Genomic DNA, 24,041 nt, shown 5'->3' with positions numbered 1-24,041 from the left:
CCACCGGGCGGCGGCTCTACGCGTCGGCAGGAGGTAAGAGGGGGCAAGCCCCTCGTCAAGCGCAGAACGGCGTTGCGCTCAGAACGGCTTTACGAACACCAGCACGACGATCACCGTCGCCAGCAGCGCCGGCACCTCGTTGATCATGCGCAGCGTGCGGCCATCGAGCCGCATCTCGCCGCGCGCCAGCCGCTTGGCATAGCCGACCGCCCAGCCGTGATAGCCCGACAGCAGCAGCACGAGGGCGAATTTGGCGTGCAGCCACCCCTCGCCCCAATGCTGGCCCACGGTGGCGAGCGTCAGGCCGAGCACCCATACCACGATCATCGCCGGGGTCAGGATGATACTGCGGATCTTGCCCTCGCGTTCCACCCATTGCGCCGCCTCGTCGCTGCGCCCCGCCGCCAGCGCCTCCTGATGATAGACGAGGTAGCGCGGCAGCATGAACAGCCCCGCCATCCAGAAGATGACGAAGATCACGTGCGCCGCGACGATCCACAGATAGGCGCCTGCCAGGGCTTCCATTACGCGCTCCTTACCCGTTCGATCAGATGCTCGACATGCGCGATCGGGGTGAACTGGCCAATGCCGTGGCCGAGGTTGAAGACGTGCGGCCGGTCGCGGAAGGCGGAGAGCACCCGGTCGATGCCCGCGTCCAAGGCCGCACCGCCGGCCAGCAACGCCAACGGGTCGAGATTGCCCTGTACCGGCAACCCCTGCGGCAGCACCGCGTCCGCCCAGGCCGGGTCCACCGTCTCGTCGAGCCCGATCGCGTCGACGCCGGTCTCACGGGCATAGGCGGGGAGTTTGCCCCCTGCCCCCTTGGGAAAGCCGATGATGACGGCATCGGGGCAGCGGGCCCGCAGTCCGGCGACGATCGCCGCATTGGGCGCGATCACCCAGCGTTCGAACTGATCCGGCGACAGCGATCCTGCCCAGCTGTCGAACAGCTGCACCGCCTCCACCCCGCTTTCGATCTGGCGGGCGAGATAGTCGATCGTCATCGCGACGATCGCATCGATGATCGCGCCGAACGCAGCCGGGTCGGCATAAGCGAACCCGCGCGTCTCGCCCTGATCCTTCGACCCCTGCCCCGCCACCATATAGGTCGCGACCGTCCAGGGACTGCCGGCAAAGCCCAGAAAGGTGGTCTCGGGCGGCAAGGCGGCCGCCACCCGTGCGCAGGTGGCATAGACCGGTTCGAGGCGCTGAGGCACCCGTTCCAGCGCCCCCAGCGCATGATCGACCAACGGCGGGGTCAGCCGCGGCCCCTCGCCCGGTCCGAACGTCAGCTCCTGCCCCAGCGCCCAGGGCACCATCAGGATATCGGAGAACAGGATCGCGCCGTCGAAACCGAAGCGGCGGATCGGCTGCAACGTCACCTCCGCCGCCGTGACCGGATCGGTGGCCAGCGCCAGGAAGCCGCCCTTCTCCGCCCGCAGTGCGCGATACTCGGGCAAATAGCGCCCAGCCTGACGCATGAGCCACATCGGCGGCACGGCCGGCTTCGCACCCTTCAGCGTGGCGAGCAGCGGCTTGTTCACAGGATCGGTCAGCGTCCTTCTTCCTATAATAAGATTCTTAGAAAGGATGATGAAGTGATTGGCACGTGGAATACGGGATAAGCGGTTTCATGCCCTAATCACCCACAGGTTGACGGGCAAGGACGCGCGGAATCGTGTCGATTCGGTTCGCCGTGTCCCCGTTTTCCACGATCTGTGGATAAAAACGTGCCATGTTGGCGAACATGTGGATGAAATGCGGGTTGTCCACGGCATGAGGGTCGCTTGGCGGACCTGCCGACTTGTCCTATCGATCATCCCCATGTTGTCCACAGGTCTGCCCCGGAGGTCGCGATGATTCGCCTCCACCTCCACCTTCTATCGGACTCGACCGGTGAGACGCTGGAGAACATCGCGAAGGCCGCGCTCGCGCAATATGACGACGTCGAGACCGTGCGCCATTTTTGGCCGATGGTGCGCACCGAGGCGCATCTGGAGCGCATCCTGCAGGAGATCGCGCAGAACCCGGGTCTGGTGATCTTCACGCTGGTGAACGCCGCGACCCGCCGCATCCTGGAGCAGCGCTGTCTGGCGCTGGGATTGCCGGCGGTGGCGCCGCTCGATCCGGTCAACGATGCGCTGTCGGGCTTGCTCGGCCAGCAGGCAAAGGCACGGCCGGGGCGCCAGCACGCGCTCGACGCCGCCTATTTCGCCCGCGTCGATGCGATCCAATGGACGATCGCGCATGACGACGGCATCGCGCACGAGGATTGGGAGGAAGCGGATATCGTCCTGGCGGGCGTGTCGCGGTCGTCGAAGACTCCGACCTCCATCTATCTCGCCAACCGCGGATGGAAGACCGCGAACATCCCGATCGTCGTCGAAAGTCCGCCGCCGCGGATGCTGTTCGACCTGAAGCGCCCGCTCGTCGTGGGGCTGACGACCAGCGCCGACCGGCTGATCCAGATCCGGCGCAACCGCCTGCTGTCGCTCAACCAGATGCCCGATACGGCCTATGTCGAGGAGGAAGCGGTGACACGCGAGATCGCCTTTGCGCGGCGGATGTTCGCCGACAATGGCTGGCCGGTGATCGACGTGACGCGCCGCTCGATCGAGGAGACGGCGGCGGCGATCATCGCGCTGGCGAACGAGCGGAAGGCAGCGTGATCGCTGTGCCCCTTATATGCGTCATCCCGGCGAACGCCGGGATCCATGGTCACGCGCCGCTCGTGGTGTGCGCCACCTCGGGATGCGTCGTATCCATGGATCCCGGCGTTCGCCGGGATGACGAATGAAGGTGAGATCTTGAACCAACCCCTCCTCCTCGCCTCGCAAAGCGCCTCGCGCCGAGCGATGCTCACCGCGGCTGGCGTTCCGTTCGACGCGACTGCGGCGGGCGTCGACGAGGATGCCGCCAAGGCGTCGCTCGCCGGTCGATCCCCGCGCGACCTGGCCGATGCGCTTGCCGAATTGAAGGCGGTGAAGGTCAGCCTGCGCCACCCCGACCGGCTGGTGCTGGGGAGCGACAGCGTCGTCGCGCTCGCTGATGGTCGCCTGCTCGACAAACCCGAGACGCGCGACCAGGCCGCCGAGCATCTCGCCGCCATGTCGGGCACGCGCCATGAATTGTGGAGCGCCGCGGTGATCGCCGAAGCCGGACGCCCGGTCTGGCGCCATGTCGAGGCGGCGCGGATGCATGTCCGCCCCCTCTCCCCCGTCTTCATCCAGGCGTATCTCGACCAGGAATGGCCGGCGATCAGCGGCTGCGTCGGCTGCTATCGGATCGAAGGACCCGGCGCGCAGCTGTTCAGCCGCATCGAGGGGAGTCAATTCACCGTTCTGGGGCTGCCGTTGCTCAACGTGCTCGATTATTTGCGCGTCCGCGGGATGCTGCTCGCATGAACGGCGATCGCGCGCTGGCCATCATCGTGGCGGTGATCGCCGGCCTCGGCCTGCCGTTCGCGGCGATGGCGATCCTGTTTTCGCCGATGCTCTATGATTCACCGAATGCGGGCGGCTGGCCACTGACCGTGTTGTTCGTCGGCCTGATGTCTGCCTTGCCCTGCCTGATCGGGGCGCTGGTCCTCGGCATCGTCGCGGCGCTGGCAAAGTTTGCGGCGAAACGTCGTCCGTTGCTGCTCGCCGCCATCCTCGCGCTGGCCGCGCCGGTCGTGCTGATCGGTGTGGGCGCGCTCACCATCGACCTCGTCTGCGACGGTCGCTTCGAATGCCGGAATTCTTCATGACCCCTTATGCAGACGTGATCGGTGATCCGATCGCGCAGTCGAAATCGCCGATCATCCATCGGTTCTGGCTCGATCAGCTGGGCCTCGACGCCGACTATCGCAAGACGCTGGTCACGACCGACGACCTGCCGCGCTTCTTCGCCGAGCGGCGCGACGATCCCGCCTGGCGTGGCTGCAACATCACGATGCCGCACAAGCTTGCCGCGCTCGACCATGTCGAGGATCGCGGGGACGTGCGCGGCGGCATCGGTGCGATCAACACCGTCTTCCGCGCCGAGGACGGCGCGCTGGTCGGGACCAACACCGATGCCGGCGGCTTCTATGCGCCGATCGCTGGGTTCGATATCGCCGATCGGCCGGTCACGGTGATCGGGGCCGGCGGCGCGGCGCGCGCGGTGCTGTTCGCGCTCGCCCGGATGAACGTGGGGCCGGTGACGCTGCTCAACCGCAACGTGTTGAAGGCGGGGGTATTGCTGTCGTCCTTCGGCCTCAAGGGGCAGGCGCTGCCTTTGACCGCACCGGTGCCGCCCGACACCGCGCTGCTGGTCAACGCCAGCACGCTCGGCATGACCGGCCAGCCCCCCCTGCCCGTCGACCTGCCCGACCTCGACGACGATAGCGTCGTGTATGACATCGTCTATTCGCCGCTCGAAACGCCCCTGCTCGCGGCAGCGCGCGCGCGAGGGCTGGAGACAGTCGATGGACTCGAGATGCTGATCGGCCAAGCGGCGCTGGCGTTCGAACTGTTCTTCGGCGTCGCACCCCCACGCGATCGCGACGATGAGCTTCGCGAGGCGCTGCTGGCGTGACCGCTCCGTCGATCGCGCGCCCGCTTATCCTCGGCCTCACGGGCTCGATCGGTATGGGCAAGTCGACGGTTGCCACGATGTTTGCCGCCGAGGCGGTGCCGGTGTTCGACGCCGACGCGACGGTGCATCGCCTGCAAGGCCCCGGCGGCCGTGTCGTCGCGGCGATCGAGGCGGCGTTTCCCGGCACCACGTCGGATAGGGGTGTGGATCGGGCGAAGCTGTCGGCGGCCGTCCTCGGCGATGACGACGCGATGCGCCGGCTGGAGGGGATCGTCCACCCCGCCGTGGCGGAGGAGCGTGCGGCTTTCCTCGCCGCCAACGCCGATGCGGCGTTCGTCGTCTTCGACATTCCCCTGCTCTTCGAAACCGGCGGCGACGCGCATGTCGACCGGATCGCGGTCGTCTCGGCAGCCCCCGAGGTGCAGCGGGCGCGCACGCTCGCCCGTTCCGGCATGACGCCCGCCAAATTCGACGCCATTCTCGCACGCCAGATGCCCGATGCGGAGAAGCGCACGCGTGCCGACGTCGTCATCGCCACCGATGTCGCGATCGACCAGACGCGAGAGGCCGTCCGCCGCGTCATCGCTTGCATGAGGGCCGAAGCAGGCGGATAAGAGGGTAATGCGTGAGATCGTCTTCGATACCGAGACCACCGGCTTCAAATTCAGCGAAGGCGATCGGTTGGTCGAAATCGGCTGTGTCGAGATGGTCAACCGGGTCGAAACCGGCCGCACCTTTCACGCTTATTACCACCCCGAACGCGACATGCCGGCCGAGGCCGAGCGCGTCCACGGCCTGTCCGCGGCATTCCTGTCGAAGTTTCCGGTGTTCGCCGAGGGCGTGGCGGAGCTGCTCGACTTTCTGGGTGATGCGCCGCTCGTCGCGCACAACGCCTCGTTCGACTTCGGCTTCCTGAACGGCGAGCTGGGCGCGCTCGGCTTCCCGCCGATCTGCCACAAGACGCGGATGGTCGACACGCTGCAGATCGCGCGCAGCCGCCATCCCGGCGCCAAGCATACGCTCGATGCGCTCTGCACCCGCTATGGTGTCGATCGGTCGCACCGTGTCCACCACGGCGCGCTGCTCGACGCACAGCTGCTGGCGCAGGTCTATGTCGAGCTGATGGGCGGACGGCAGATCGGCCTGGGGCTGGTCAGCGAGGTCGCGACCGCGGACACGCTGGCGCCGGTCGTCCGCCGTCCGGTCACGGTACGCCCGCCGCGCACCTTCCGCCCGTCCGAGGCGGAACTTGCCGCCCATGCGGCATTTGTTTCCAAGTTGCAGGATCCAATCTGGGGGGTCGCGGCGTTCGATTAACGCCAACCGGGCAAAGGCCAACAGGTCAGCCCCTATCAATGGAGAAGACGATGGATATCCGGATTTCTGGTCATCAGGTCGCAACCGGCGACGCGCTCAAGAATCATGTGAGCGACCGGCTTCAGGGTATCGCCACCAAGCATTTCGCGCGCGCCATTTCGTCCGAAGTGACGTTCGGCAAGGGGCCGCATGACGTCGGCTTCCGCTGCGATATCGTGGTGCACGTCATGAAGGGTCTGGTGCTGAAGGGCAGCCACCAGGCGCAAGAGGCGCACCTCGCGTTCGACGGGGCAGCCGAAAAGATCGAAAAGCAGCTGCGTCGCTACATGCGCCGCCTGAAGGATCGCCACGCCAGCGAGGCGGCGGCCATTCAGGAAGACATGGGCTATGACAATGCGGGCTATACGCTGTTCCGGGAGCCGGCAGCGAGCGAGGACGATGTGGGCGACGCGCCGCTCATCATCGCCGAAACGCGCGTCGACATCCCCGATGCCAGCGTGTCGGATGCGGTGATGATGCTCGATCTGCGCAATACCGCGGCGCTCCTGTTCAAGAATGCGGGCACCGGCGCCTACAATATGGTCTATCGTCGCGGCGACGGCACCATCGGCTGGGTCGAGCCCCAGCGCGGCAGCGTGCAGGCACAGCAGCCCGCCGCAAGCTGATCTTTCCACCCCCCGCCGGTACTGTTACGGGCCCGGCGGGGCCCTTTTCTTTTATTCGAGACCGGGATGAACGACTTCAGCGATCTGCTGCGCCCCGAGGCGGTCTATAAGGACGTCGCCGTCGCGCATAAAAAGGCTTTGTTCGCGCAGCTTGCGTCCGCGGCCGAGGGTCTGGGTATCGACGGTCGCCTGACCGCCGAACTGCTGGCGGCGCGCGAAAAGATCGGCTCGACCGGCTTTGGCGGCGGAGTCGCCATTCCGCATGCGCGCCTGCCCGATCTGCCCGCGGTGACCGGCGTCTTCATGCGCCTTGCCCAGCCGATCGAATTCGACGCGGTCGACGATCTGCCCGTCGATCTGGTGTTCATGCTGCTGTCGCCGGTCGATGCCGGTGCGGATCACCTGAAGGCGCTCGCCCGCGTGTCGCGGCGCTTACGCGACCGAACGTTCCTTACGAAGCTGCGCGGCGCGGGATCGCCCGATGCGCTCTACGCATTGTTCACCGCCGACGCGGCACGCGACGCGGCGTGAGCGGGACGGCCGACGACAGCGGCGCACAGGCGCATTATCGCAGCCTCGAATCGCTCTACGCTGCCGCACCGATCAACCGCCTGTTCGAATCGCGGCTCGAAATCGTGGCGGCGGGTGTCGCGCGCATCCACTTCCTGATCGGGCCCGAACATTATCACGCGGCCGGCGCCGCGCATGGCACCAGCTATTTCAAGATGCTGGACGACGCCGCTTTCTATGCGGCGAACAGCCTCGTCACCGACCGGTTTCTGCTGACGACGGCATTCAACCTGCTGCTTACCCGGCCGATGAAGGCGGGGCCCGTCATCGCCGAAGGGCGCTGGATCAGCGGCAAGCGCCGCGTCTATGTCGCCGATGCGCGGCTGATCGACGCCGATGGCGAGGAGGCGGCGCGCGGCACCGGCACGTTCATGCGCTCGCAGATCGCGCTGTCCGGCCTGCCCGGCTATCGCGCCGCATCGTGAGCGAGCGGCTGCCGACGCATCTGGTGGTCGGTGCGCTGCTGCGCCGGATCAACGATGCGGGCGGCATGGCGATGGTTCGGGCGAAGGGCGATCCGCAAGGGGGCGCCATTCTGCTGCTGATCGAGTCCCGTTCATCTCTGGTTCGGGTTCTCGAACGCACGATCGACTTCGATGGCGTGGCAATTCTAGCCGAATCGGTCCCGCCCGATGGTGCCGAAGCCTATTGGCGACGGCGGCGCAGTCGCGACCCCGATCTATGGGTCGTCGAACTGGATATCCCGGAAGCCGAACGGTTCGCCGCTGAAACGATCCTGTCGAATTGACTCGTGACGGATGTGTGACGATGGCTCGCGCACGTTGAATGCGCGTTGTGCCGCGCCTGGGTGCGATCCGGGTCGGTGACGCAGTCGGGGGGATGCCCGGACGATCAGCCTGACTGATCGGGTCCGTGGTCCAACCGCATATCGAATACGTTGATGACGATTTTGCAGCGCGCCGCGGCCATCGCGGTGATGTCTTTCTCTCTGGCGGGCCTGATCAGCCACAGCTCGCCGGTCCGGGCCTCGGATCTCAATCGCACCGCGATTCCCGCACCGACCGCCCCCTCCACCGATCCGGTCGTTCCGGCATCGGTCCCCGTCTCTCCCGCTCCCGTTGCCGCGACGTTCGGACCCGCCAAGCCGGTGGTCCAGCCGCTCCCCACGGTCGAAGCCAGCGAAGACGAAGAGTATAACAGCCTCGCCGAAGCCGTTGCCGCGCAGGACAGCGCCGACGTCGACGAGACGCAGCGCTGCCTCGCCGGCGCGATCTATTTCGAATCGAAGGGCGAACCGCTCGCTGGCCAGCTCGCCGTCGCCAACGTCATCATCAACCGCTCGAAGTCGGGCCGCTTCCCCAGCGATATCTGCTCGGTCGTGAAGCAGCGCGGCCAGTTCAGCTTCGTACGCCACGGTGAAATCCCGGCGATCGACGAAGGCCGCGCGACCTACCGCACCGCCCTCGCCGTCGCGCGCGTCGCGCTGGACGCGGCCTGGGACAGCCCGGCGCCCAAGGCACTGTTTTTCAACACGCCGAACCGTCGCCCCGGTGCCAATGTCACCAAGATCGCGATGATCGGCAACCACGTCTTCTATCGCTGATCCGCAACGGGGCGCTTGCCTCGTTCGCTGAATGTTCTAAACCGGAGTCATGCTCGACATGGCTCCGGTTTCTTGCGTTGAGGGCGGCGATCCCGCGATCTGCGCCGCCGACGTCGCGCGCGGCGTCACGCGGATGATGCTGCGCCACGACCTCGTCACCATCCCCGAAGTCCCGCTGGAGGGCGGCCGCCGTGCCGACCTGATGGCGATCGACGCGCGCGGACAGTTGGTGATCGTCGAGATCAAGGTGTCGCGCGCCGACCTGATGGGTGACGGTAAATGGCCCGACTATCTCGGTCACTGCGACCGCTATTATTGGGCGGTGCCGGCGGGGTTCGATACCGCGCCGCTGGACGGTGCGGCCTTTCTTCCGGAGCGGACGGGCGTGATCGTCGCCGATCGCTACGATGCGGCGATCCTGCGTGAGGCGCATAGCGTGCCGCTGGCCGCGCACGTTCGCAAACGCTGCACCCTCGCCTTCGCGCGGCGTGCAGCGCGACGGCTGACGGGATTCACCGATCCGGAGGCGTTCGTCTGAGCGGAGTCAGAGCTGGTGGCCGGTCCGGTCCCGCTTCGTCGCCAGATAGCGCGCATTATGGGGGTTGGGCGGCAGCGCATGCGCGACGCGTTCGATCACCGTCACGCCGGCCGCTTCCAGCCCCGCAACCTTGGCCGGGTTGTTGGTCAACAGCCGCACGGTGCGCTGCCCCAGCAGCGACAGCATCCGCGCCGCCACGCCGAAATCGCGCGCGTCGATCGCAAAGCCCAGCCGCGTGTTGGCATCGACCGTGTCGAACCCCTGATCCTGTAACGCATAGGCGCGCAGCTTGTTGACCAGGCCGATCCCGCGGCCTTCCTGTCGCAGATACAGCAACATGCCCCAGCCCTGCGCCTTGATCGCCTCGATCGCCGCGCGCAGCTGCGGCCCGCAGTCGCATTTCAGGCTGCCGAGCACGTCGCCGGTCAGGCATTCGCTATGCAGGCGGACCAGCGGCGGTGACCCATTGGGCTGGCCAACCAGGAGTGCGACATGTTCGTCGCTCGAATCGGGCGAGCGAAACGCGACGATCTCGGCTTCCTCGGCGCCGTCGACCGGCAGCCGGGCGCGCGTCGCGAGACGCAACGCGCCGGATGCCTGATGCGCGTCGATCGCGGCCGGATCGATCGTCACCTCCGCGCCGGTGCCGTCGAGGACGAAGGCCGGCAGCAGTCCCGCGATCCGCGCCAGCCGGATCGCCGCGAGGCTCGCCGCCGGGCGATCGATCGCCATCGTGCGGAACGGCCCTTTCAGCGGCGTCGCGAGATCGAACTGCGGATCGGCGAGCGCGACCGCGGTGGAAAAGTCGAGCCACGGCGCCGGTTCGACCGCGACCGGCGTATCGGGATCGGCGGCGGCAAGCTGGTTGGACAGCTTCAGCGTCGCGGCGCGGCCGTTGGAGATGAGCAGCGGGAATGTGCCCTCGCCCACGAAGGATTCGAGCCCGATCGGATCGGCGGTTTCGACCGCGAGCAGGGGCAGGGGGGCCTCACCCGGTGCGGCGATGGCGATCGGCCAGCCGCGGCGCAGCGCGTCGATCGCGCGCGCGACATCGCGGGCGGACGCGCTCATCAGAAGGCGAACTCGGTCAGGATCGGCACATGGTCCGATGGGCTCAGCCAGCTGCGGCAGGCTTCGTGCACGACATGCGCCGTGGCCTTCTCCGCGACGTCGCGCGTCGCCCACATATGGTCGAGCCGGCGGCCGCGGTCGTTCTTGGTCCAATCGGGCGAACGATAGCTCCACCACGTGTGAAGGCGCGCGGGGGCGGGGTGGAAATGCCGCCCCAGGTCGACCCAATCGTTCGAGGCCTGGAGGCGATCGAGCGCCTCGACCTCGATGGGGGTGTGGCTGACGACCTTCAGCAGCGCCTTGTGGCTCCACACGTCGCTGGGCAGCGGCGCGATATTGAAGTCGCCGGTCAGGATGGTCGGCACGTCGAGCGTTTCCGACCAGCGCGTCATCCGTTCGACGAAGTCGAGCTTCTGGCCGAATTTGGGGTTCACGTCGCGATCGGGAACGTCACCGCCGGCGGGGACGTAGACGTTTTCCAGTCGGACGCCGTTGGGCAGGCGGACGCCGACATGGCGCGCTTCCTGGTTCGCCTGCCAGTCGAAGCGGTCGTCCTCGATCAGCGGCACGCGGCTGAGGATCGCGACGCCATGGTGCATGCGCTGGCCGTGGATGACGATATGGTCGTAACCCAATGCCCTGAAAGCATCGAACGGGAAGTCGGCGTCAACGACCTTGGTTTCCTGGAGGCACAGGATGTCGGGTTCCACCTCGCGCAGGAACTGTTCGACGATGGCGATCCGGAAGCGGACCGAATTGATGTTCCAGGAGACGATCTTCACGCCGGTGCATCTAGGCGGGGGCGGGGAGGGGGGCAAGGTTCGGGCCGACCTTGGGGCCGTATGCGCCACGCGCATTCCGTTCGCCCTGAGCCTGTCTAAGGGCAGCTTTCCCCGAGCTTCACGCTGGTGGCAACGTGCCCTTCGACCGGCTCGGGGCAAACGGGAAGAGGGGTGCGTCATGGGCGAAGCCCATTACGTCGGACGGGCTCTGCCCGCTGGCCGCGCTTGGGCGAGTCTTGCGCCAGGGTGGCGCAAGCCGCCCTACGCAGAAAGGCCCTCGCTCCGGGGGCATGGAGCGAGGGCCGACCTAGCGTTCGTCACGCAGGCGGGAAGTGGTTGATGGTCATCCGGGCAACAGGGGGAAAAAATCCCGAACGCCCCACATCCGCGAGGACGTCTCTAGGCCAGCAAACCTGTCGGGTACATGAATGAACCCGGCCTAGCGGACGTTCGGCCTCCGCGGATCGTTCCATTTGAACGTCTGGTCGCTCACCGGCACGCCGAATCGCTGATTCGACAGGCGAATCGTCGTGCGGTTGTTCTGGCTGTCGAGCGCGACCCAACCCTGCAACGCGAGTCCTGCCGGGGCCGCCGAGTCGCGGGCGAAGATCAACGTGATCTTGCCATATTCGGGATGCTTGGGATCGTTCGCCTCGACCGAGACGACGCGGTCGTTCCCCGTCTGGACGAGCTTGGCATAGCGGGTGATGTCGCGCGTCGGATCGAGCAGCACGCCCAGCGGCGAATTCTTGATCGGCCAGCGCTGCACTTGCCGCACCGAATAATCGATGAAGGTCAGCGCGCCGCCTTCCGCGACGATCAGGATCGGCACGCCCTTTTCATACTGGAAGCGCAGCTTGCCCGGTTTCTTCAGCGTGAACGTACCGGTCAGCACCTTGCCGTTGCGGTCGGTCTGCGTGAAGTCGGCGGTCATCGTCTCGACCGACTGGAGGTGGCGCTGCACCGCGGCGAGGTCGCCGGTCGCCTGGGCGGGCAGAGCGGCCGGCGCGACGAGTGCGATCGGCAGGGCGAGAGCAAGAGCGTATCGGGTCATGCGGGTCCTGATGGGGGGAAGGCGTTGAACCGGCCCTTAACTGTCGGGGCGGGTGTTGGTGCCGGGAACATGGACGACGTGAACACCCAAAAGAAAACGATCGGTTCGTTTTTGAAGGTGATGTCGTGGGCCCATCCTCCCCCCTTCCGCGGCTGCGCCGCTCCCTCCCTCTCCCATTGGGAGAGGGAGGGAGCCGCCATAGGCGGCGAAGGGTGAGGGTGGGTGCGGTACGGCCGGGGTATGAGGGCGGTGATTCTAATTCATCGTTTGATCGCAAGTGCTTAAATGCCACCCGATCCATCACTTCCCCAGCAGGTTCGCCTGCCAGAACATCAGGCTGGTCCAGAACTGATAGTCCTGATTCTCCTTCTTGGCGTAGCCATGGCCTTCGTCCTTGGCGAGCAGGTGCCAGGCGGGGACGCCATTGGCGCGCACCGCAGCGACCATCTGATTGGCTTCCGATGCGGGCACGCGGGGGTCGTTGCCGCCGGTGACGACCATCAGCGGGATCTTCAGCTCTTTGGCGCGGGTGAGCGGGCTGATCTCGACCAGCTTGGCGCGCTGGGCGGGATCGCGCTCGTCGCCATATTCAACGCGGCGCAGGTCGCGGCGATAGCTTTGCGTATTTTCGAGGAAGGTGACGAAGTTGGAGATGGCGACGATGCAGTTCGCCGCCTTGAACCGGTCGCCGTACCGGATCGCGAGCGCGTAACACATATAGCCGCCGTAGCTGCCGCCGGTCTCCGCGATCCGCTTCGAATCGATGCGTGGGTCCTTGTCGAACCGGTCGAGGAAGGCGCCGATGTCCTTCACCGAATCCTCGCGCTTGAACGGCCCGTTGTCGAGCGCGACGAAGCGCTTGCCGAACCCGGTCGAGCCGCGGACGTTCGGATAGAAGAGCGCGATGCCCAATTCGTTGAGCAGGTAATTGTTGCGCCCCAGGAAGCCGGGGGTCGACTGCCCCTCCGGTCCCCCGTGGATGTTGAAGAGGAGCGGGCGCTTGCCGGGCCAGCGCTTGGGATCGGGGCGGTAGAGGAAGCCCGACACCGGTTCGCCGTCGAAGCTTTTCACCTCGACGAATTCCGGCTCGACGTTGCGCGCGGGATCGAGCCCGCCGGTTTCGCTTGCCGTCCAGCGCGTCACCGTCAGCGTCGCGGGATCGAGCGAATAGGTGTCGGTCGGCGCCTTGGCGGAATTGAGCGAGAAGCCCAGCGCGCCCCAGGGCGCGAATGCCACGCCGCCGATGCTGCCGGCGGGCAGCGGCACGGTGCGGGCGCGGCGGCTGGCGACGTCGAGCAGCTTCAGCCGGTCGATGCCGGCTTCGTTGACGACATAGGCGATGGTGCGGCCGTCGTCCGAAATGTCGAAGGCGTCGACGTCCCACTTAGGTTCGGGGGCGACCGCGGTGAAGCGGCCCGTCTTCGGATCGATCGTGCCGAGGCGCTGGAAGTCCGATCCCTCGTCCGACGTCACCCACAAGGTGCCATCGGGCGCGAACTTGGCCTCGCCATAGGCGATGGCGGCGGCAGGATCGCCGATCGGTGTCATCGCGCCGGTCGCGACGTCCATCCGGTACAGGTTGGTCTTGTTGACCGAGCGATATTCGGTGACGACCGCGGTCTTCGCATCGGGTGCGAAGTCGCTGATCGCCCAGCCGCCGCCCTTCACCTGCGCGACCAGCCGGTCGCTCTTCGGATTGCGCGGATCGATGACGTAGAGGTCGTTGTCCGCGCCGTTGCGCCGCGTCGACGAATAGCCGAGCCAGCGGCCGTCATGGCTCCAGGCGTTGATCGCGTTGCGGCTCTTGCCGTCGGTCAGCAGCGTCAGGCGGCCGTCCCGCAGCGTGTAGAGCTGCCAGAATTCGCTGCCGCCGACGTCTTTCTGCACGACCATCACGTCGCCGCGCTTGGGCGCGTAGCTCGCGCGGGCGATCGCATCCGCTTCGAACGACAGCTGGCGGCGCGCGCCCATCGGCATCGCAACCTCGTGCGCCTGCACCGTATTGCCGAAGCGCGTCGCGATCAGCACCCCGCGCGTCACCGGATTCCAGCCGCCGAACGCCGACGAGCGCGACTCCATATAGGGCCGCGTCGCATCGGCGAGCGCCTGCGGCACCGGCGGGATACCATCCGCCTGAATCGCGGCGGGCGGAGCGATGGTGGCGCTGTCCTGCGCCATGGCGGTGCCGGCCAGCAGAAGCGCGGCGGCGGCGGCGATGCGTTTCATCGAACGATACTCCCCGGTGTATTATGTCTTAGCTACACCTTGCCAGCTTGACGCCGGGGATCAAGGGAATTGACGATCGGGGGGCGGGGCCGTCAGGTCGCCGTTGCACGCCACCTGGGTGATCCGCTGATTGGGAACGTCATAGGCGACATTTACCTGCGCACAGCCGCCATCGAAGATTGTGGGCCATTCCCCCGGGCGCGCGAACCAGCGACGATGCCCGGCGGGCGTTTCGGCGGCACGGGCTTCGGCCTCCTGTCGTGCAATATCCGAGATATCCCGGCCGGAACAGGGCCGCATCACGGAGTCTTGCATGACCCTGCACTGCTCGGCCGGGGGGGAAGAAGGCCTGGGCAACAGGTAGGTGGCGACCACTTGCGTCGGGTCCGCCCAGGCATAGTTGCGCCCATAGGCGGCCAGCGGCCAAGCCTTTGCCGGCAGGACGATGCTGCGCTCGATCGCGTCCATCACCGCACGCTCGCGCGCTGATGGCGGAACCGGGGCGGCCGCGGTCGCGAGCAGTGCGAGGATCGGGAGCGCCAGACAGGATCGCGCGCGGCCGGTGATGCGTGTCATGATCGATGCCGCCCTTCGGCGCGAGCGCGCCATCATGCCGGCGTCCTGCTCTGCATCAAGGGGGTTCAGCTTGAACGCTAGCGTAACGGTCGGCAAACCTGACGCATATGACGTACCCGATCCACCGTTACCGCGCGTTCGCCGATCTCACCCGCACCGAAGTCGAATTGCTCGGCACGCTCGGCGATGGCGAGGTAGTGCGCCGACGCGGCGAAACCTTCCAGCGCGAAGGCGATGCGGTGAGCGGCTTTTACCTGCACCTGAAAGGATGGGTGGCCTCGTCGATCATCCTGCGCAGCGGTAACCGCCTGATCCAGAAGGTGCATCTGCCCGGCGACATGCTCGGCACGCCGACGATGGTGCTGTCGAAGGCGGCGGACACGCTGACCGCGATCACCGAATCGGTGACGGCCCTCGTGCCCTATGCGCGGTTCGGGCGGTTGTACGAGACGGCGCCGCGGCTCGCCGCGCTGTTCACGGTGGCGGTGCAGATGGAGCGATTGGCGCTGATGGACATGCTGGCGATCACCGGCAACGCCTCGGCCCGCGAACAGCTCGCGCGGCTGCTGGTCGACCTGCACACCCGGCTGACGCCGATCGGCATGGTGGAGGACGATGCGTTCGACCTGCCGCTGACGCAGGAGGTGATCGGCGATCTGCTCGGGCTGACCGGGGTCCACGTCAACCGCACGGTGCGTGCGCTGGAGGACGAGGGACTGATCGCGCGGACGGGGCATCGCGTGCGGCTGCTCGACGTCGATCGCCTGCGGCAGCTTTCGCCGCTGCCGCCGCGCCAGCCGGCGTTCGAGCCGGCGTGGCTGCCGGCGGCGCGGTAGGGGGGCGGCAAAAGATCCCGTCATTCCCGCGAAGGCGGGAATCCAGACTGGCTACCGTTCGTGGGACCCAAGACGGTTCGGAGTGTATGGATTCCCGCCTGCGCGGGAATGACGAATAGGGGACGTGAAGCGCACCCCCCCCTGCCTCAGATCGCGTGGCCTTCGGTATCGCGCAGCACTTCGCGGCGGCCGACATGGTCGGGGCGGCCGACGATGCCGTCCTTTTCCATGCGTTCGATCAGCCGCGCCGCGGAATTGTAGCCGATGCGCAACTGGCGTTGCAGCCAGCTGGTCGACGCCTTTTGCGATTCGCATACCAGCTGGATCGCGGCACGATACTGCTGGTCCTCGGCGGTGTCCTCGCCCTCCGGCGCGCCGTCCAGCGCGAAGCTGTCCTCGGGCTCTTCGGTGACCGAGCTGATGTAATCGGGCTGGCCCTGTGCGCGCCAGTGATCGGCGATGGCGCGCACCTCGTCGTCGCTGACGAAGGGGCCGTGGACGCGGACGATGCCCTTGCCGCCGGGCATGTAGAGCATGTCGCCGCGGCCCAGCAGCTGTTCGGCGCCCTGTTCGCCCAGGATCGTGCGGCTATCGATCTTGCTGGTGACGTGGAAGCTGATGCGCGTCGGCAAATTCGCCTTGATGACGCCGGTGATGACGTCCACCGACGGGCGCTGCGTCGCCATGATGAGGTGGATGCCCGCCGCGCGTGCCTTTTGCGCGAGGCGCTGGATCAGGAATTCCACCTCCTTGCCCGCGGTCATCATCAGGTCGGCAAGCTCGTCGACGATGACGACGATCTGCGGCAGCGGTTCGTAGTCGAGCTGCTCTTCCTCATACACCGGCTGGCCGGTGTCGGGGTGGTAGCCGGTCTGGACGCGGCGGCCGAGGCGCTGGCCCTTGGCCTTCGCCGCGCGGACCTTGTCGTTGAAGCCCGCCAGGCTGCGCACGCCGACCGAGGACATCTGGCGATAGCGATCCTCCATCGTCTCAACCGCCCATTTGAGCGCGCGTACCGCCTTGGCGGGATCGGTGACGACCGGCGACAGCAGGTGCGGGATGTCGTCGTACATGCTCAGTTCGAGCATCTTGGGATCGATCATGATCATCCGGCACTGCTCGGGCGTCAGCCGGTAGAGCAGGCTCAAGATCATGCAGTTGAGACCGACCGACTTGCCCGAACCGGTGGTGCCGGCGACGAGCAGGTGCGGCATGGGCGCGAGGTCGGCGATCACCGGATCGCCGGCGATGTTCTTGCCGAGGATGATGGGAAGCTGTGCGGCCTGATCCTCGAACGTCTGGCTGCCGACGAGTTCGTGCAAGGACACCGATTCGCGCTTCTGGTTGGGCAGTTCGATGCCGATGACGTTGCGCCCCGGGATCACCGCGACGCGCGCCGAGATCGCCGACATGTTGCGCGCGATATCGTCGGCGAGCGCGATGACGCGGCTGGCCTTGATGCCCGGCGCGGGCTCGAGCTCGTACATCGTCACGACCGGGCCGGGGCGCACTTCGTTGATGACGCCGTGCACCTTGAAATCGTCGAGCACGTTTTCGAGCAGGCGCGCGTTGCGCTCCAGCGACGCCTTGTCGATCGTGCCCTTCGGCGCCGGCGGCGCAGGGGTCAGCAGGTCGAGCTGCGGCAGCGTATAGCTGTGGCCGAGATCCAGGCTCTGCTGCTTGGGCTTGGGCTTGGCGGCGGAGGGCGCGAGATTGCGGTCGGCGATGTTGGGGGCGGGACGCGGGTCTGGCGTCGCGACCGCGCGCGGTTCGACGACCTTGCGCGCGAGCTGGAGCGGTTCCTCGTCCCCGTCGTCATAGGCGTCGTCGTACAGATCGTCGCCATCGTCATCGGCACCGATCGCGTCGCCACGCGTGCGGCGCAGGCGGAAGCGGCGGTCGCCGAGGTCGATGTCGAGGCTCTTCGCCCAGATCACGATACCGGCGATGCCGACGATCAGGCCGATGCCGCGTGCCGCCCAGCGCTCTGCGCCCGGCTGGCCGATGAAGGACAGGCCCCATTCCACCGCCTTCGCAATCGACAGGCCGGCGACGCCGCCCCAGCCGGCCGGCAGCGCCAGCACCGACGCATCGGAGACGAAGGCGAGCGCGGCGGCGATCAGCGCCACGCCGATCGCGGCATTGCGCAGCATCGCGAGCCAGCGCCCCGCGGGCCGATCGCGCCACAGCCGCGCGGCGACGATCGGCGCGATCGGCAGCAGCAGGGCGACCGCCGGGCCGAACAGCGTGAGCGCGAGGTCGGCGAACCAGGCGCCGGGCGGGCCGGCGAGATTCTGCACCGGGCCCCCGGAGGCGGTGTTGAGCGCGGCGTCGCTGGCGCGATAGCTTGCCAGCGCGAGCACCATCACCGCGGTGGCGACGAACAGCGCGATCGCGGCGACCAACGCGCCGCCCCGCACGGCGCCCGCCTTCACCGTCTCACGCAACAGCCCTGGCTGCGCACGGCTCGCCATCGCTCGATTCCTTCAATGTTCCGAAAAGTTAACGCGGGTTCATCGGCCGATGGCGCGATTCCGTCAAGATGGCGGGCCGATCGCCTGCTTCACCCGTTCGCCCTGAGCCTGTCGAAGGGCGCGTGCCATCAGCGACGCGCTCGCGGATAGCCGCCCTTCGACAGTGAGCAGGTGAAACCATCCCCCGGATGGTTTCAGCCGAGCCTTGGAGGCTCGGCAACCTGCTCACCAGGTGAACGGGGATGGGACAAAACAGTTCAGGGACAAGGCGTCGGCTACGAAGCATCGGACCCGTTGGATCGCCGCTACCGCCGCCGCCCGCCAACCCATTGAATGGCGGAGACGAATGCGGCCGACCACATTCCCGCTGTCCTACACGCCCCATCCGTGTCACGCCTGCCCACGCTCTGTCTCACCGCAGGCCCCCCGTTTCGAAAACCACGTGCGTCGGCGTGACTTTTGTGACTTTCCGAACCGCTCCCCCGCCGGGAACAACGCCTGCCCCACGACCGTAGGGAGCGTTGGCACGGTGCGCAGCGACCTGTAGAGGGATGCACATGAATTCGGACGTCATCATCCTCGGCGGCGGCCTGGTCGGCGCCACGCTCGCACTGGCGCTCGACGCGCATGGGGTTACGAGCATCGTCGTCGATCCCGCCGACCCCGCGGTGGTCCATGCCCCCGGCTTCGACGGGCGCGCGTCGGCGATCGCCAGCGCGAGCGGGCGGATGCTGGATGCGATCGGCGTGGGCAAGGCGCTGGCGGGCAAGGGCTGCGCGATCCGGCATATCCGGGTCAGCGACGGGCTGGCGCCCGGCAAGCTCGATTTCCGGCCTGGCGACAACGATGATCCGCTCGGCACGATGTACGAAAACAAGGCGCTGCGCGCCGCGCTGTTCGCCGCCGCGACCGCCGCGCACCACGTCGACCTGCGCATGCAGACACGCGCGACCGATCTGGTACGCGGCGAGCATCAGGTCACCGCGACGTTGAGCGACGGCACCACCGTCACCGCGCCGCTGGTGATCGTGGCGGAGGGGCGCAATTCGCCGACGCGCGAGGCGGCGGGTATCCCGGTGGCGCGCTGGCAATATGACCATGCCGCGATCGTCGGGGCCTTCCATCACGAATATCCCCATGAGGACGTCGCCTACGAAATCTTCTACCCCGCGGGGCCCTTCGCGCTGCTGCCGCTGCCCGACGACGACATCGGCCATCGATCGGCGATCGTCTGGTCGGTGAAGGGCGCGGACGGGCCGGGCATGATGAAGCTGGGCGACCGGGCCTTCCTGGCAGAGGCGACCAAGCGGATGGGCGGGTTCCTGGGCGAACTCAGCGCAGCATCGCCGCGCGCAAGCTATCCGCTGGGCTTCCACCATGCCGCGCGGATCACTGCGGAGCGGCTGGCGCTGGTCGGTGACGCTGCGCACGGCATCCATCCGATCGCGGGGCAGGGGCTGAACCTGGGCCTGCGCGACGTCGCGACGCTGGCGGAGGTGCTGGTCGAGGGCAAACGGCTGGGTCTGGACCTGGGCGATCCGGCGCTGCTCGAACGCTATCAGCGCTGGCGCGGGCTCGACACGTTCATGGTCGCCGCCGCCACCGATACGCTGACGCGATTGTTCGGCATTCCGGGCAAGACGGCGAGTGCGGTGCGCCGCTTCGGCATTTCGGCGGTCGATCGCCTGCCGCCGCTGAAGGACCGCTTTATGGCCGAGGCGCGGGGCGAAAGCGGCACCTTGCCCAAGCTGCTGCAGGGCCTGCTGGTGTGAGCGAGACGCCGGTCGATCCGGCGAAGCGGGCACCCGCGACGCCGCTTGCCCGCGCGCAGGCGGGCGTGACGCGCGCCATGGGCATCGCCATCGTCGTGACGGTGGCGCTGGCGCTGATCGGCTATCGCCGTGGCGACGCGATGATGCTGGAGGCGCGCGGCTGGACGCTGGGCGTCGCGCTGCTGACGCTGGGCCTGTGGGTGGCGGCGGCGATCGGCGACGTCGCGCGGCGGCGCTTCGCTTCGGCCAGCGCGATCGATGGCGGCGACGGCGTCGACCCGCGTGTCGATGCGGCCAATGCCATCCTGCGCAACACCGCCGAACAGGCGCTGCTCGCCGCGATCGCTTATGGTGCGCTGACGCTGCTCGACGATCATGCGCGCGTGGCCGTTGCGCTATTCGCGGCCTGTTTCTCGGCCGGGCGGCTGCTGTTCTGGAGCGGCTATCGCGACGGCGCGGCGGCGCGCGCGCTGGGCTTCGGCCTGACCTTCTATCCCAGCGTTGCGGCGCTGCTGATGGCGGCGCTGGCGCTGCTGCGCTAGTCCGGCCCCCGTCTGCCGCAGCGGGCAACCGGCTCGTCGCAGGCGTAACCCGCACATTCCGCGGTTAATTTGACTTTAGCGCTTTGGCCCCACAACGCTGCCACCCTGACGCCGGGGGGACGCGGCGCATGGATCATGAGGCGCCGCCCGCGTGTTTTTGCGCAACGATCAAGGCTATGAGCTGGCCGGCGGCACCGCGGCGCGCCCGTTCGTGCGCCTGCCGGGCGTGCCCGGCGCGCGGCCGGCGGTGCGGACGCCGGGGCTGTTCGGTATCGATTGGGGCGCGATCGACTGGGCGCCCGACCTCGGCGCGCAGATCGGCACGCGCGACTGGTGGCGCGGCCTCGCGACGCTGACCGGCCTGCTGGCGACGGTCTGGGCGCTCAATCCCGGTATCCGCCCCTTGGTCGGCGCGGCGCCCGCGGCGCTCGACGGCACTGCCTGGGAAGAGGCGCGCGGCCAGGCCATCGCGCCGCTGGCTTGGGGCGGCGACACTGGCCATCGCATGGCGGCGAACGACCTCGTCTCGCCACTCGCCGAGGCACCCGAACGCCCGCATGTCGAGCTGAGCGCGACGCTGGGCGAGGGCGATGCGCTGGCGCACGTCCTCACCCGTGCCGGCGTCGGCCGCGCCGATGCGGCGCGTGCGGCGGAGCTGATCGCGCAGGCGGTATCGCTCGACGACATCCAGCCGGGCACGCGCCTGTCGCTGACGCTCGGCCGCCGACCGACGCGCACCGTCGCCCGGCCGCTCGAAAAGCTGTCGCTGCGCGCGCGCTTCGATCTGGCGCTGACGCTCGATCGGGCTGCCACCGGCCTGGTGCTGACGCGCCAGCCGATCGCGGTCGACCGCACGCCGCTGCGCATCCAGGGCCTCGTCGGCTCCAGCCTGTACCGCTCGGCACGCGCCGCGGGTGCGCCGGCGCGGGTGGTGGAAAGCTATATCAAGGCGCTTGCGACGCGCCTGTCGATCGGCCGCGACGTGGGGGCCGCCGACAGCTTCGACCTGATCATTCAGCGCGATCGCGCCGCGACGGGCGAACAGCGGCTCGGCGACCTGCTGTTCGCAGGCATCGACCAGGGGCGCCGCAAGGTCGAACTCGTCCGCTGGGACGATGCGGACGGCCATGCGAGCTGGTTCGACGCCAAGGGGCAGAGCGAACGCCGCGGCTTCATGGGCATGCCGGTGGCGGGGCGGATCACCTCGTCCTTCGGATTTCGCATGCATCCGCTGCTCGGCTATCTGAAAATGCACAAGGGCGTCGACATCGGTGCGCCTTATGGCGCGCCGATCTATGCGGTGCTCGATGGCGTGGTGCAGGGCGCAGGGCGATCGGGCGGCTACGGCAATTTCGTCAAGCTCGGCCATGCCGGCGGCCTTGCCAGCGGCTATGGCCATATGAGCCGCATCGCGGTGACGCGTGGCCAGCATGTGCGGCAGGGGCAGGTGATCGGCTATGTCGGCTCGACCGGCCTGTCGACGGGGCCGCATCTGCACTGGGAAGTGTGGCGCAACGGCCAGACGGTAAACCCGCGCTCGATCAGCTTCGCCAGCGTCGCGGCGCTATCGGGCAGCGACCTGCGGCGGTTCCGGAATTACGCGGCGGGGCTGCTCGCGGTGCCAGTGGGCGGGCGGTAGACGGGTCCCGCTTGGCGCCCGTTTGAGAGCGTCACCCCAGCGAAAGCTGGGGTCTTCAGCGGCTCCTGCGGCGCGCCATCATCGGGAGATCCCAGCCTGCGCTGGGATGACGGCTGGATTGGGCGCAGCGCGTCCGACTCACCGCCCCTGGGCGCGCCAGCGGAGGATGGTGCGGGCGATGATATCGTCTTCGCCACCGGCGTCGCACCAGAGTTGCGAGAAAATGGGGTCGGTGGACGCGGGTTGTTTGGCGGGTTCGAGGTTGTCGAAGCTGACGCGGATCGGCACCGCGACGCCTTCGCCGCAGACGATGCATTCGCGGTTGCGCAGCGCCGGGATCGCATCGAGGAAGCCGCGCGCGCCTTCCGGCATCGCGGCGCGGACGAAGGCCTGGTCGCGTTCGTTGTTGAGGCGCATCGCGATGATTGTGCCGCATTGCGACAGCACGCCTTCCTCGAGATCGGACGGGCGCTGCGTGATCAGCCCCAGGCTGACGCCATATTTGCGCCCTTCCTTGGCGATGCGGCCGAGGATGCGGCCGACCGAGGCGTTGCGCCCGTCGGCGCCTAGGCTGCTCGGGATGTAGCGGTGCGCCTCTTCGCAGACGAGCAGGATCGGGCGCCTGGGCTCGTTGCGCGCCCAGATCGCGAAGTCGAAGGTCATGCGGCTGAGCATCGCGACGACGACCGAGGTGATTTCCGACGGCACGCCCGACACGTCGATGATCGAGATCGGCTTGCCGCCGCCCGGCATGCGGAAGATGCGGGCGAGGAAATCTGCCATCGAATCGGCGACGAGCATGCCGGAGAACATGAAGCCGTAGCGCGGATCGGCCTTAATCTCTTCGATCTTAGTCTTGAGGCGGAGATAGGGGGCGGTATCGCCGGCGCGATCCATCTTGCCCATTTCGAGGCTGATGAAATTGGTGAGGTCGCTGAGCAGATAGGGGATCGGCGCGTCGACGGTGAGCTTGGCGACGCCCTGGCCCAGGCGATTCTTGCCGCGTGCCATGAGCAGGCACTTCGCCAGGATGTCGCGGTCGAGCTGGCTGTCTTCGCCGCGGGCGGTGACGAAGACCTCGCAATGCTCCTCGAAGTTCATCAGCCAATAGGGCATCTGGAGATTGTTGACGTCGTATAGCGCGCCGTTGTTGCCGAAGGCGGCGCCATATTCGCCGTGCGGATCGATCATCAGCACATGGCCCTGCGGCGCCAGTTCGCAGATGCGGTGGAGGATCAGCGCGGCGCTGGTCGATTTGCCGGTGCCGGTCGAACCCACCAGCGCGAAATGCTTGCCGAGCATCGCATCGATGTAGAGCGAGGCGCGCACGTCGCGGGTCGGATAGACGGTGCCGATCTGGATATGCGCGCGGTTGCTGGCCGAATAGATCTGTTGAAGGTCGGCGGTGGTGATCGGAAAGACCTCGCACCCCGGAATCGGATAGCGCGTCACGCCGCGGCGGAAGCCGTACAGACGGCCGGTCAGCTGCTCCTCCATGCCTTCGCCGAGGAAGTCGATTTCGGCCGCGACCCAGTCGCTCGATCCGTCGCGCAGCGTCAGGCTGCGGACGTTGGCGACCAGCCACGACTGGCCGATGCGCATCTTAATTTGGGTGCCGACCTGGCCCGCGCCGGCGGAAACCGGATCGGATCCTTGCGCGGACAGGGCCAGCGCATTGCGGTCGAACAGCACACGGCTGCTGCTGCCCGCGATCGTCAGGACGCAACCGATCGGTGCGCCGGACAGGCCGATCGTTTCCTGCACGTCCGCCGCGCTCAACGGCGTACCTTGCGAAAACGAACCCGCCCCCGCCATATCGTTCATCACGCCCGATCCCCGTTCATACCGGACCAAAGGT

The 24,041-nt window shown here is 67.5% G+C and carries 25 protein-coding genes; 16 read left to right on the top strand and 9 right to left on the bottom strand.

Annotated features, from left to right (window positions below; translation table 11 throughout):
• Window positions 1-78 precede the first annotated feature (78 nt).
• Both ACP7A3_RS09760 and hemE read right to left on the bottom strand, forming a co-directional pair.
• Entirely contained in the window at window positions 79-525 is a 447-nt protein-coding gene (locus tag ACP7A3_RS09760; RefSeq protein ID WP_426255446.1) for a CopD family protein, read from the bottom strand.
• Entirely contained in the window at window positions 525-1,544 is a 1,020-nt protein-coding gene (hemE, locus tag ACP7A3_RS09755) for a uroporphyrinogen decarboxylase (RefSeq protein ID WP_426255445.1), read from the bottom strand. The genes ACP7A3_RS09760 and hemE overlap by 1 nt, the downstream gene beginning before the upstream one ends.
• Window positions 1,545-1,856: 312 nt before the next feature.
• Here hemE and ACP7A3_RS09750 point away from each other — a divergent pair, with 312 nt between their 5' ends.
• The 12 genes from ACP7A3_RS09750 to ACP7A3_RS09695 all read left to right on the top strand — a co-directional run bounded on the left by ACP7A3_RS09750 (window position 1,857) and on the right by ACP7A3_RS09695 (window position 9,211).
• Window positions 1,857-2,669 carry a pyruvate, water dikinase regulatory protein gene (locus ACP7A3_RS09750; RefSeq protein ID WP_426255444.1) on the top strand — a complete coding sequence of 271 codons (813 nt, stop codon included), beginning with the start codon at window positions 1,857-1,859 and terminating at the stop codon, window positions 2,667-2,669.
• 138 nt (window positions 2,670-2,807) lie between these two features.
• Window positions 2,808-3,404: a Maf family protein gene (locus ACP7A3_RS09745; protein ID WP_426255443.1), complete on the top strand. Its 597-nt coding sequence runs from the start codon at window positions 2,808-2,810 to the stop codon at window positions 3,402-3,404.
• Window positions 3,401-3,748, top strand: coding sequence for a hypothetical protein (locus ACP7A3_RS09740; protein WP_426255442.1), 348 nt, complete (start codon window positions 3,401-3,403; stop codon window positions 3,746-3,748). The genes ACP7A3_RS09745 and ACP7A3_RS09740 overlap by 4 nt, the downstream gene beginning before the upstream one ends.
• A complete protein-coding gene (gene aroE, locus ACP7A3_RS09735) occupies window positions 3,745-4,557 on the top strand; it encodes a shikimate dehydrogenase (RefSeq protein ID WP_426255441.1) in 813 nt (270 codons plus the stop codon). Before ACP7A3_RS09740 ends, aroE begins: the two co-directional genes overlap by 4 nt.
• A gap of 11 nt (window positions 4,558-4,568) precedes the next feature.
• Window positions 4,569-5,171: a dephospho-CoA kinase gene (coaE, locus tag ACP7A3_RS09730; RefSeq protein WP_426255659.1), complete on the top strand. Its 603-nt coding sequence runs from the start codon at window positions 4,569-4,571 to the stop codon at window positions 5,169-5,171.
• Between the two features lie 7 nt (window positions 5,172-5,178).
• The gene (gene dnaQ, locus ACP7A3_RS09725) at window positions 5,179-5,874 is read left to right on the top strand and encodes a DNA polymerase III subunit epsilon (RefSeq protein ID WP_043061066.1); all 696 of its coding nucleotides are present in this window, start codon (window positions 5,179-5,181) and stop codon (window positions 5,872-5,874) included.
• Window positions 5,875-5,924: 50 nt separating this feature from the next.
• Window positions 5,925-6,539, top strand: coding sequence for a ribosome hibernation-promoting factor, HPF/YfiA family (gene hpf, locus ACP7A3_RS09720; RefSeq protein ID WP_426255440.1), 615 nt, complete (start codon window positions 5,925-5,927; stop codon window positions 6,537-6,539).
• A gap of 66 nt (window positions 6,540-6,605) precedes the next feature.
• Window positions 6,606-7,070 (top strand): PTS sugar transporter subunit IIA, encoded by a 465-nt coding sequence (locus tag ACP7A3_RS09715; protein WP_295561969.1) that lies wholly within the window; start codon window positions 6,606-6,608, stop codon window positions 7,068-7,070.
• Window positions 7,067-7,534, top strand: coding sequence for a PaaI family thioesterase (locus ACP7A3_RS09710; protein WP_043061064.1), 468 nt, complete (start codon window positions 7,067-7,069; stop codon window positions 7,532-7,534). The genes ACP7A3_RS09715 and ACP7A3_RS09710 overlap by 4 nt, the downstream gene beginning before the upstream one ends.
• Entirely contained in the window at window positions 7,531-7,857 is a 327-nt protein-coding gene (locus tag ACP7A3_RS09705; RefSeq protein WP_426255439.1) for a DUF1491 family protein, read from the top strand. The genes ACP7A3_RS09710 and ACP7A3_RS09705 overlap by 4 nt, the downstream gene beginning before the upstream one ends.
• Window positions 7,858-8,010: 153 nt before the next feature.
• A complete protein-coding gene (locus tag ACP7A3_RS09700) occupies window positions 8,011-8,673 on the top strand; it encodes a cell wall hydrolase (protein ID WP_017980528.1) in 663 nt (220 codons plus the stop codon).
• 49 nt (window positions 8,674-8,722) lie between these two features.
• A complete protein-coding gene (locus ACP7A3_RS09695) occupies window positions 8,723-9,211 on the top strand; it encodes an MmcB family DNA repair protein (protein ID WP_426255438.1) in 489 nt (162 codons plus the stop codon).
• 6 nt (window positions 9,212-9,217) lie between these two features.
• On the opposite strand, the gene ribA is transcribed toward ACP7A3_RS09695, so the two are convergent.
• The 5 genes from ribA to ACP7A3_RS09670 form a co-directional block, all read right to left on the bottom strand.
• The gene (ribA, locus tag ACP7A3_RS09690; RefSeq protein ID WP_426255437.1) at window positions 9,218-10,282 is read right to left on the bottom strand and encodes a GTP cyclohydrolase II; all 1,065 of its coding nucleotides are present in this window, start codon (window positions 10,280-10,282) and stop codon (window positions 9,218-9,220) included.
• Window positions 10,282-11,064, bottom strand: a complete 783-nt coding sequence (locus ACP7A3_RS09685; protein WP_294218379.1) for an exodeoxyribonuclease III — start codon at window positions 11,062-11,064, stop codon at window positions 10,282-10,284. Before ACP7A3_RS09685 ends, ribA begins: the two co-directional genes overlap by 1 nt.
• Before the next feature lie 439 nt (window positions 11,065-11,503).
• Complete coding sequence (locus ACP7A3_RS09680) at window positions 11,504-12,118, bottom strand: LolA family protein (RefSeq protein WP_017980532.1); 615 nt, start codon at window positions 12,116-12,118, stop codon at window positions 11,504-11,506.
• Between the two features lie 300 nt (window positions 12,119-12,418).
• Entirely contained in the window at window positions 12,419-14,344 is a 1,926-nt protein-coding gene (locus ACP7A3_RS09675) for a S9 family peptidase (RefSeq protein WP_426255436.1), read from the bottom strand.
• A 60-nt stretch (window positions 14,345-14,404) separates the two neighbouring features.
• Window positions 14,405-15,016, bottom strand: coding sequence for a hypothetical protein (locus tag ACP7A3_RS09670; RefSeq protein ID WP_426255435.1), 612 nt, complete (start codon window positions 15,014-15,016; stop codon window positions 14,405-14,407).
• Between the two features lie 11 nt (window positions 15,017-15,027).
• Between ACP7A3_RS09670 and ACP7A3_RS09665 the strand changes: the two genes are divergently transcribed.
• Window positions 15,028-15,756, top strand: a complete 729-nt coding sequence (locus ACP7A3_RS09665; RefSeq protein ID WP_426255434.1) for a Crp/Fnr family transcriptional regulator — start codon at window positions 15,028-15,030, stop codon at window positions 15,754-15,756.
• A gap of 146 nt (window positions 15,757-15,902) precedes the next feature.
• Here ACP7A3_RS09665 and ACP7A3_RS09660 read toward each other — a convergent pair whose 3' ends face one another.
• Window positions 15,903-18,230, bottom strand: a complete 2,328-nt coding sequence (locus ACP7A3_RS09660) for a DNA translocase FtsK (RefSeq protein ID WP_147035065.1) — start codon at window positions 18,228-18,230, stop codon at window positions 15,903-15,905.
• Between the two features lie 557 nt (window positions 18,231-18,787).
• Here ACP7A3_RS09660 and ACP7A3_RS09655 point away from each other — a divergent pair.
• The 3 genes from ACP7A3_RS09655 to ACP7A3_RS09645 all read left to right on the top strand — a co-directional run bounded on the left by ACP7A3_RS09655 (window position 18,788) and on the right by ACP7A3_RS09645 (window position 22,183).
• Window positions 18,788-20,002, top strand: a complete 1,215-nt coding sequence (locus ACP7A3_RS09655; RefSeq protein WP_426255433.1) for a UbiH/UbiF/VisC/COQ6 family ubiquinone biosynthesis hydroxylase — start codon at window positions 18,788-18,790, stop codon at window positions 20,000-20,002.
• On the top strand, window positions 19,999-20,544 hold the full coding sequence (locus ACP7A3_RS09650; protein ID WP_426255432.1) for an MAPEG family protein: 546 nt from the start codon (window positions 19,999-20,001) through the stop codon (window positions 20,542-20,544). Before ACP7A3_RS09655 ends, ACP7A3_RS09650 begins: the two co-directional genes overlap by 4 nt.
• A gap of 151 nt (window positions 20,545-20,695) precedes the next feature.
• Window positions 20,696-22,183 carry a peptidoglycan DD-metalloendopeptidase family protein gene (locus ACP7A3_RS09645; RefSeq protein WP_426255431.1) on the top strand — a complete coding sequence of 496 codons (1,488 nt, stop codon included), beginning with the start codon at window positions 20,696-20,698 and terminating at the stop codon, window positions 22,181-22,183.
• 138 nt (window positions 22,184-22,321) lie between these two features.
• Here ACP7A3_RS09645 and ACP7A3_RS09640 read toward each other — a convergent pair whose 3' ends face one another.
• Window positions 22,322-24,007 carry an ATP-binding protein gene (locus tag ACP7A3_RS09640; protein ID WP_017980543.1) on the bottom strand — a complete coding sequence of 562 codons (1,686 nt, stop codon included), beginning with the start codon at window positions 24,005-24,007 and terminating at the stop codon, window positions 22,322-22,324.
• Window positions 24,008-24,041: the final 34 nt, after the last annotated feature.

Source organism: Sphingomonas sp. DC5200-1, from assembly GCF_049897245.1.
Taxonomy (GTDB): Bacteria; Pseudomonadota; Alphaproteobacteria; order Sphingomonadales; family Sphingomonadaceae; genus Sphingomonas; species Sphingomonas aquatilis.
This window is presented reverse-complemented; position numbering and strand designations above follow the sequence as displayed.

Coding starts and splice junctions, on each gene's coding strand:
- ACP7A3_RS09760 (WP_426255446.1), bottom strand. CDS start 525: ATGGAAGCCCTGGCAGGCGCCTATCTGTGGATCGTCGCGGCGCACGTG.
- ACP7A3_RS09750 (WP_426255444.1), top strand. CDS start 1,857: ATGATTCGCCTCCACCTCCACCTTCTATCGGACTCGACCGGTGAGACG.
- ACP7A3_RS09740 (WP_426255442.1), top strand. CDS start 3,401: ATGAACGGCGATCGCGCGCTGGCCATCATCGTGGCGGTGATCGCCGGC.
- aroE (WP_426255441.1), top strand. CDS start 3,745: ATGACCCCTTATGCAGACGTGATCGGTGATCCGATCGCGCAGTCGAAA.
- dnaQ (WP_043061066.1), top strand. CDS start 5,179: ATGCGTGAGATCGTCTTCGATACCGAGACCACCGGCTTCAAATTCAGC.
- hpf (WP_426255440.1), top strand. CDS start 5,925: ATGGATATCCGGATTTCTGGTCATCAGGTCGCAACCGGCGACGCGCTC.
- ACP7A3_RS09715 (WP_295561969.1), top strand. CDS start 6,606: ATGAACGACTTCAGCGATCTGCTGCGCCCCGAGGCGGTCTATAAGGAC.
- ACP7A3_RS09700 (WP_017980528.1), top strand. CDS start 8,011: ATGACGATTTTGCAGCGCGCCGCGGCCATCGCGGTGATGTCTTTCTCT.
- ACP7A3_RS09695 (WP_426255438.1), top strand. CDS start 8,723: ATGCTCGACATGGCTCCGGTTTCTTGCGTTGAGGGCGGCGATCCCGCG.
- ribA (WP_426255437.1), bottom strand. CDS start 10,282: ATGAGCGCGTCCGCCCGCGATGTCGCGCGCGCGATCGACGCGCTGCGC.
- ACP7A3_RS09680 (WP_017980532.1), bottom strand. CDS start 12,118: ATGACCCGATACGCTCTTGCTCTCGCCCTGCCGATCGCACTCGTCGCG.
- ACP7A3_RS09675 (WP_426255436.1), bottom strand. CDS start 14,344: ATGAAACGCATCGCCGCCGCCGCCGCGCTTCTGCTGGCCGGCACCGCC.
- ACP7A3_RS09665 (WP_426255434.1), top strand. CDS start 15,028: ATGACGTACCCGATCCACCGTTACCGCGCGTTCGCCGATCTCACCCGC.
- ACP7A3_RS09660 (WP_147035065.1), bottom strand. CDS start 18,230: ATGGCGAGCCGTGCGCAGCCAGGGCTGTTGCGTGAGACGGTGAAGGCG.
- ACP7A3_RS09655 (WP_426255433.1), top strand. CDS start 18,788: ATGAATTCGGACGTCATCATCCTCGGCGGCGGCCTGGTCGGCGCCACG.
- ACP7A3_RS09640 (WP_017980543.1), bottom strand. CDS start 24,007: ATGAACGATATGGCGGGGGCGGGTTCGTTTTCGCAAGGTACGCCGTTG.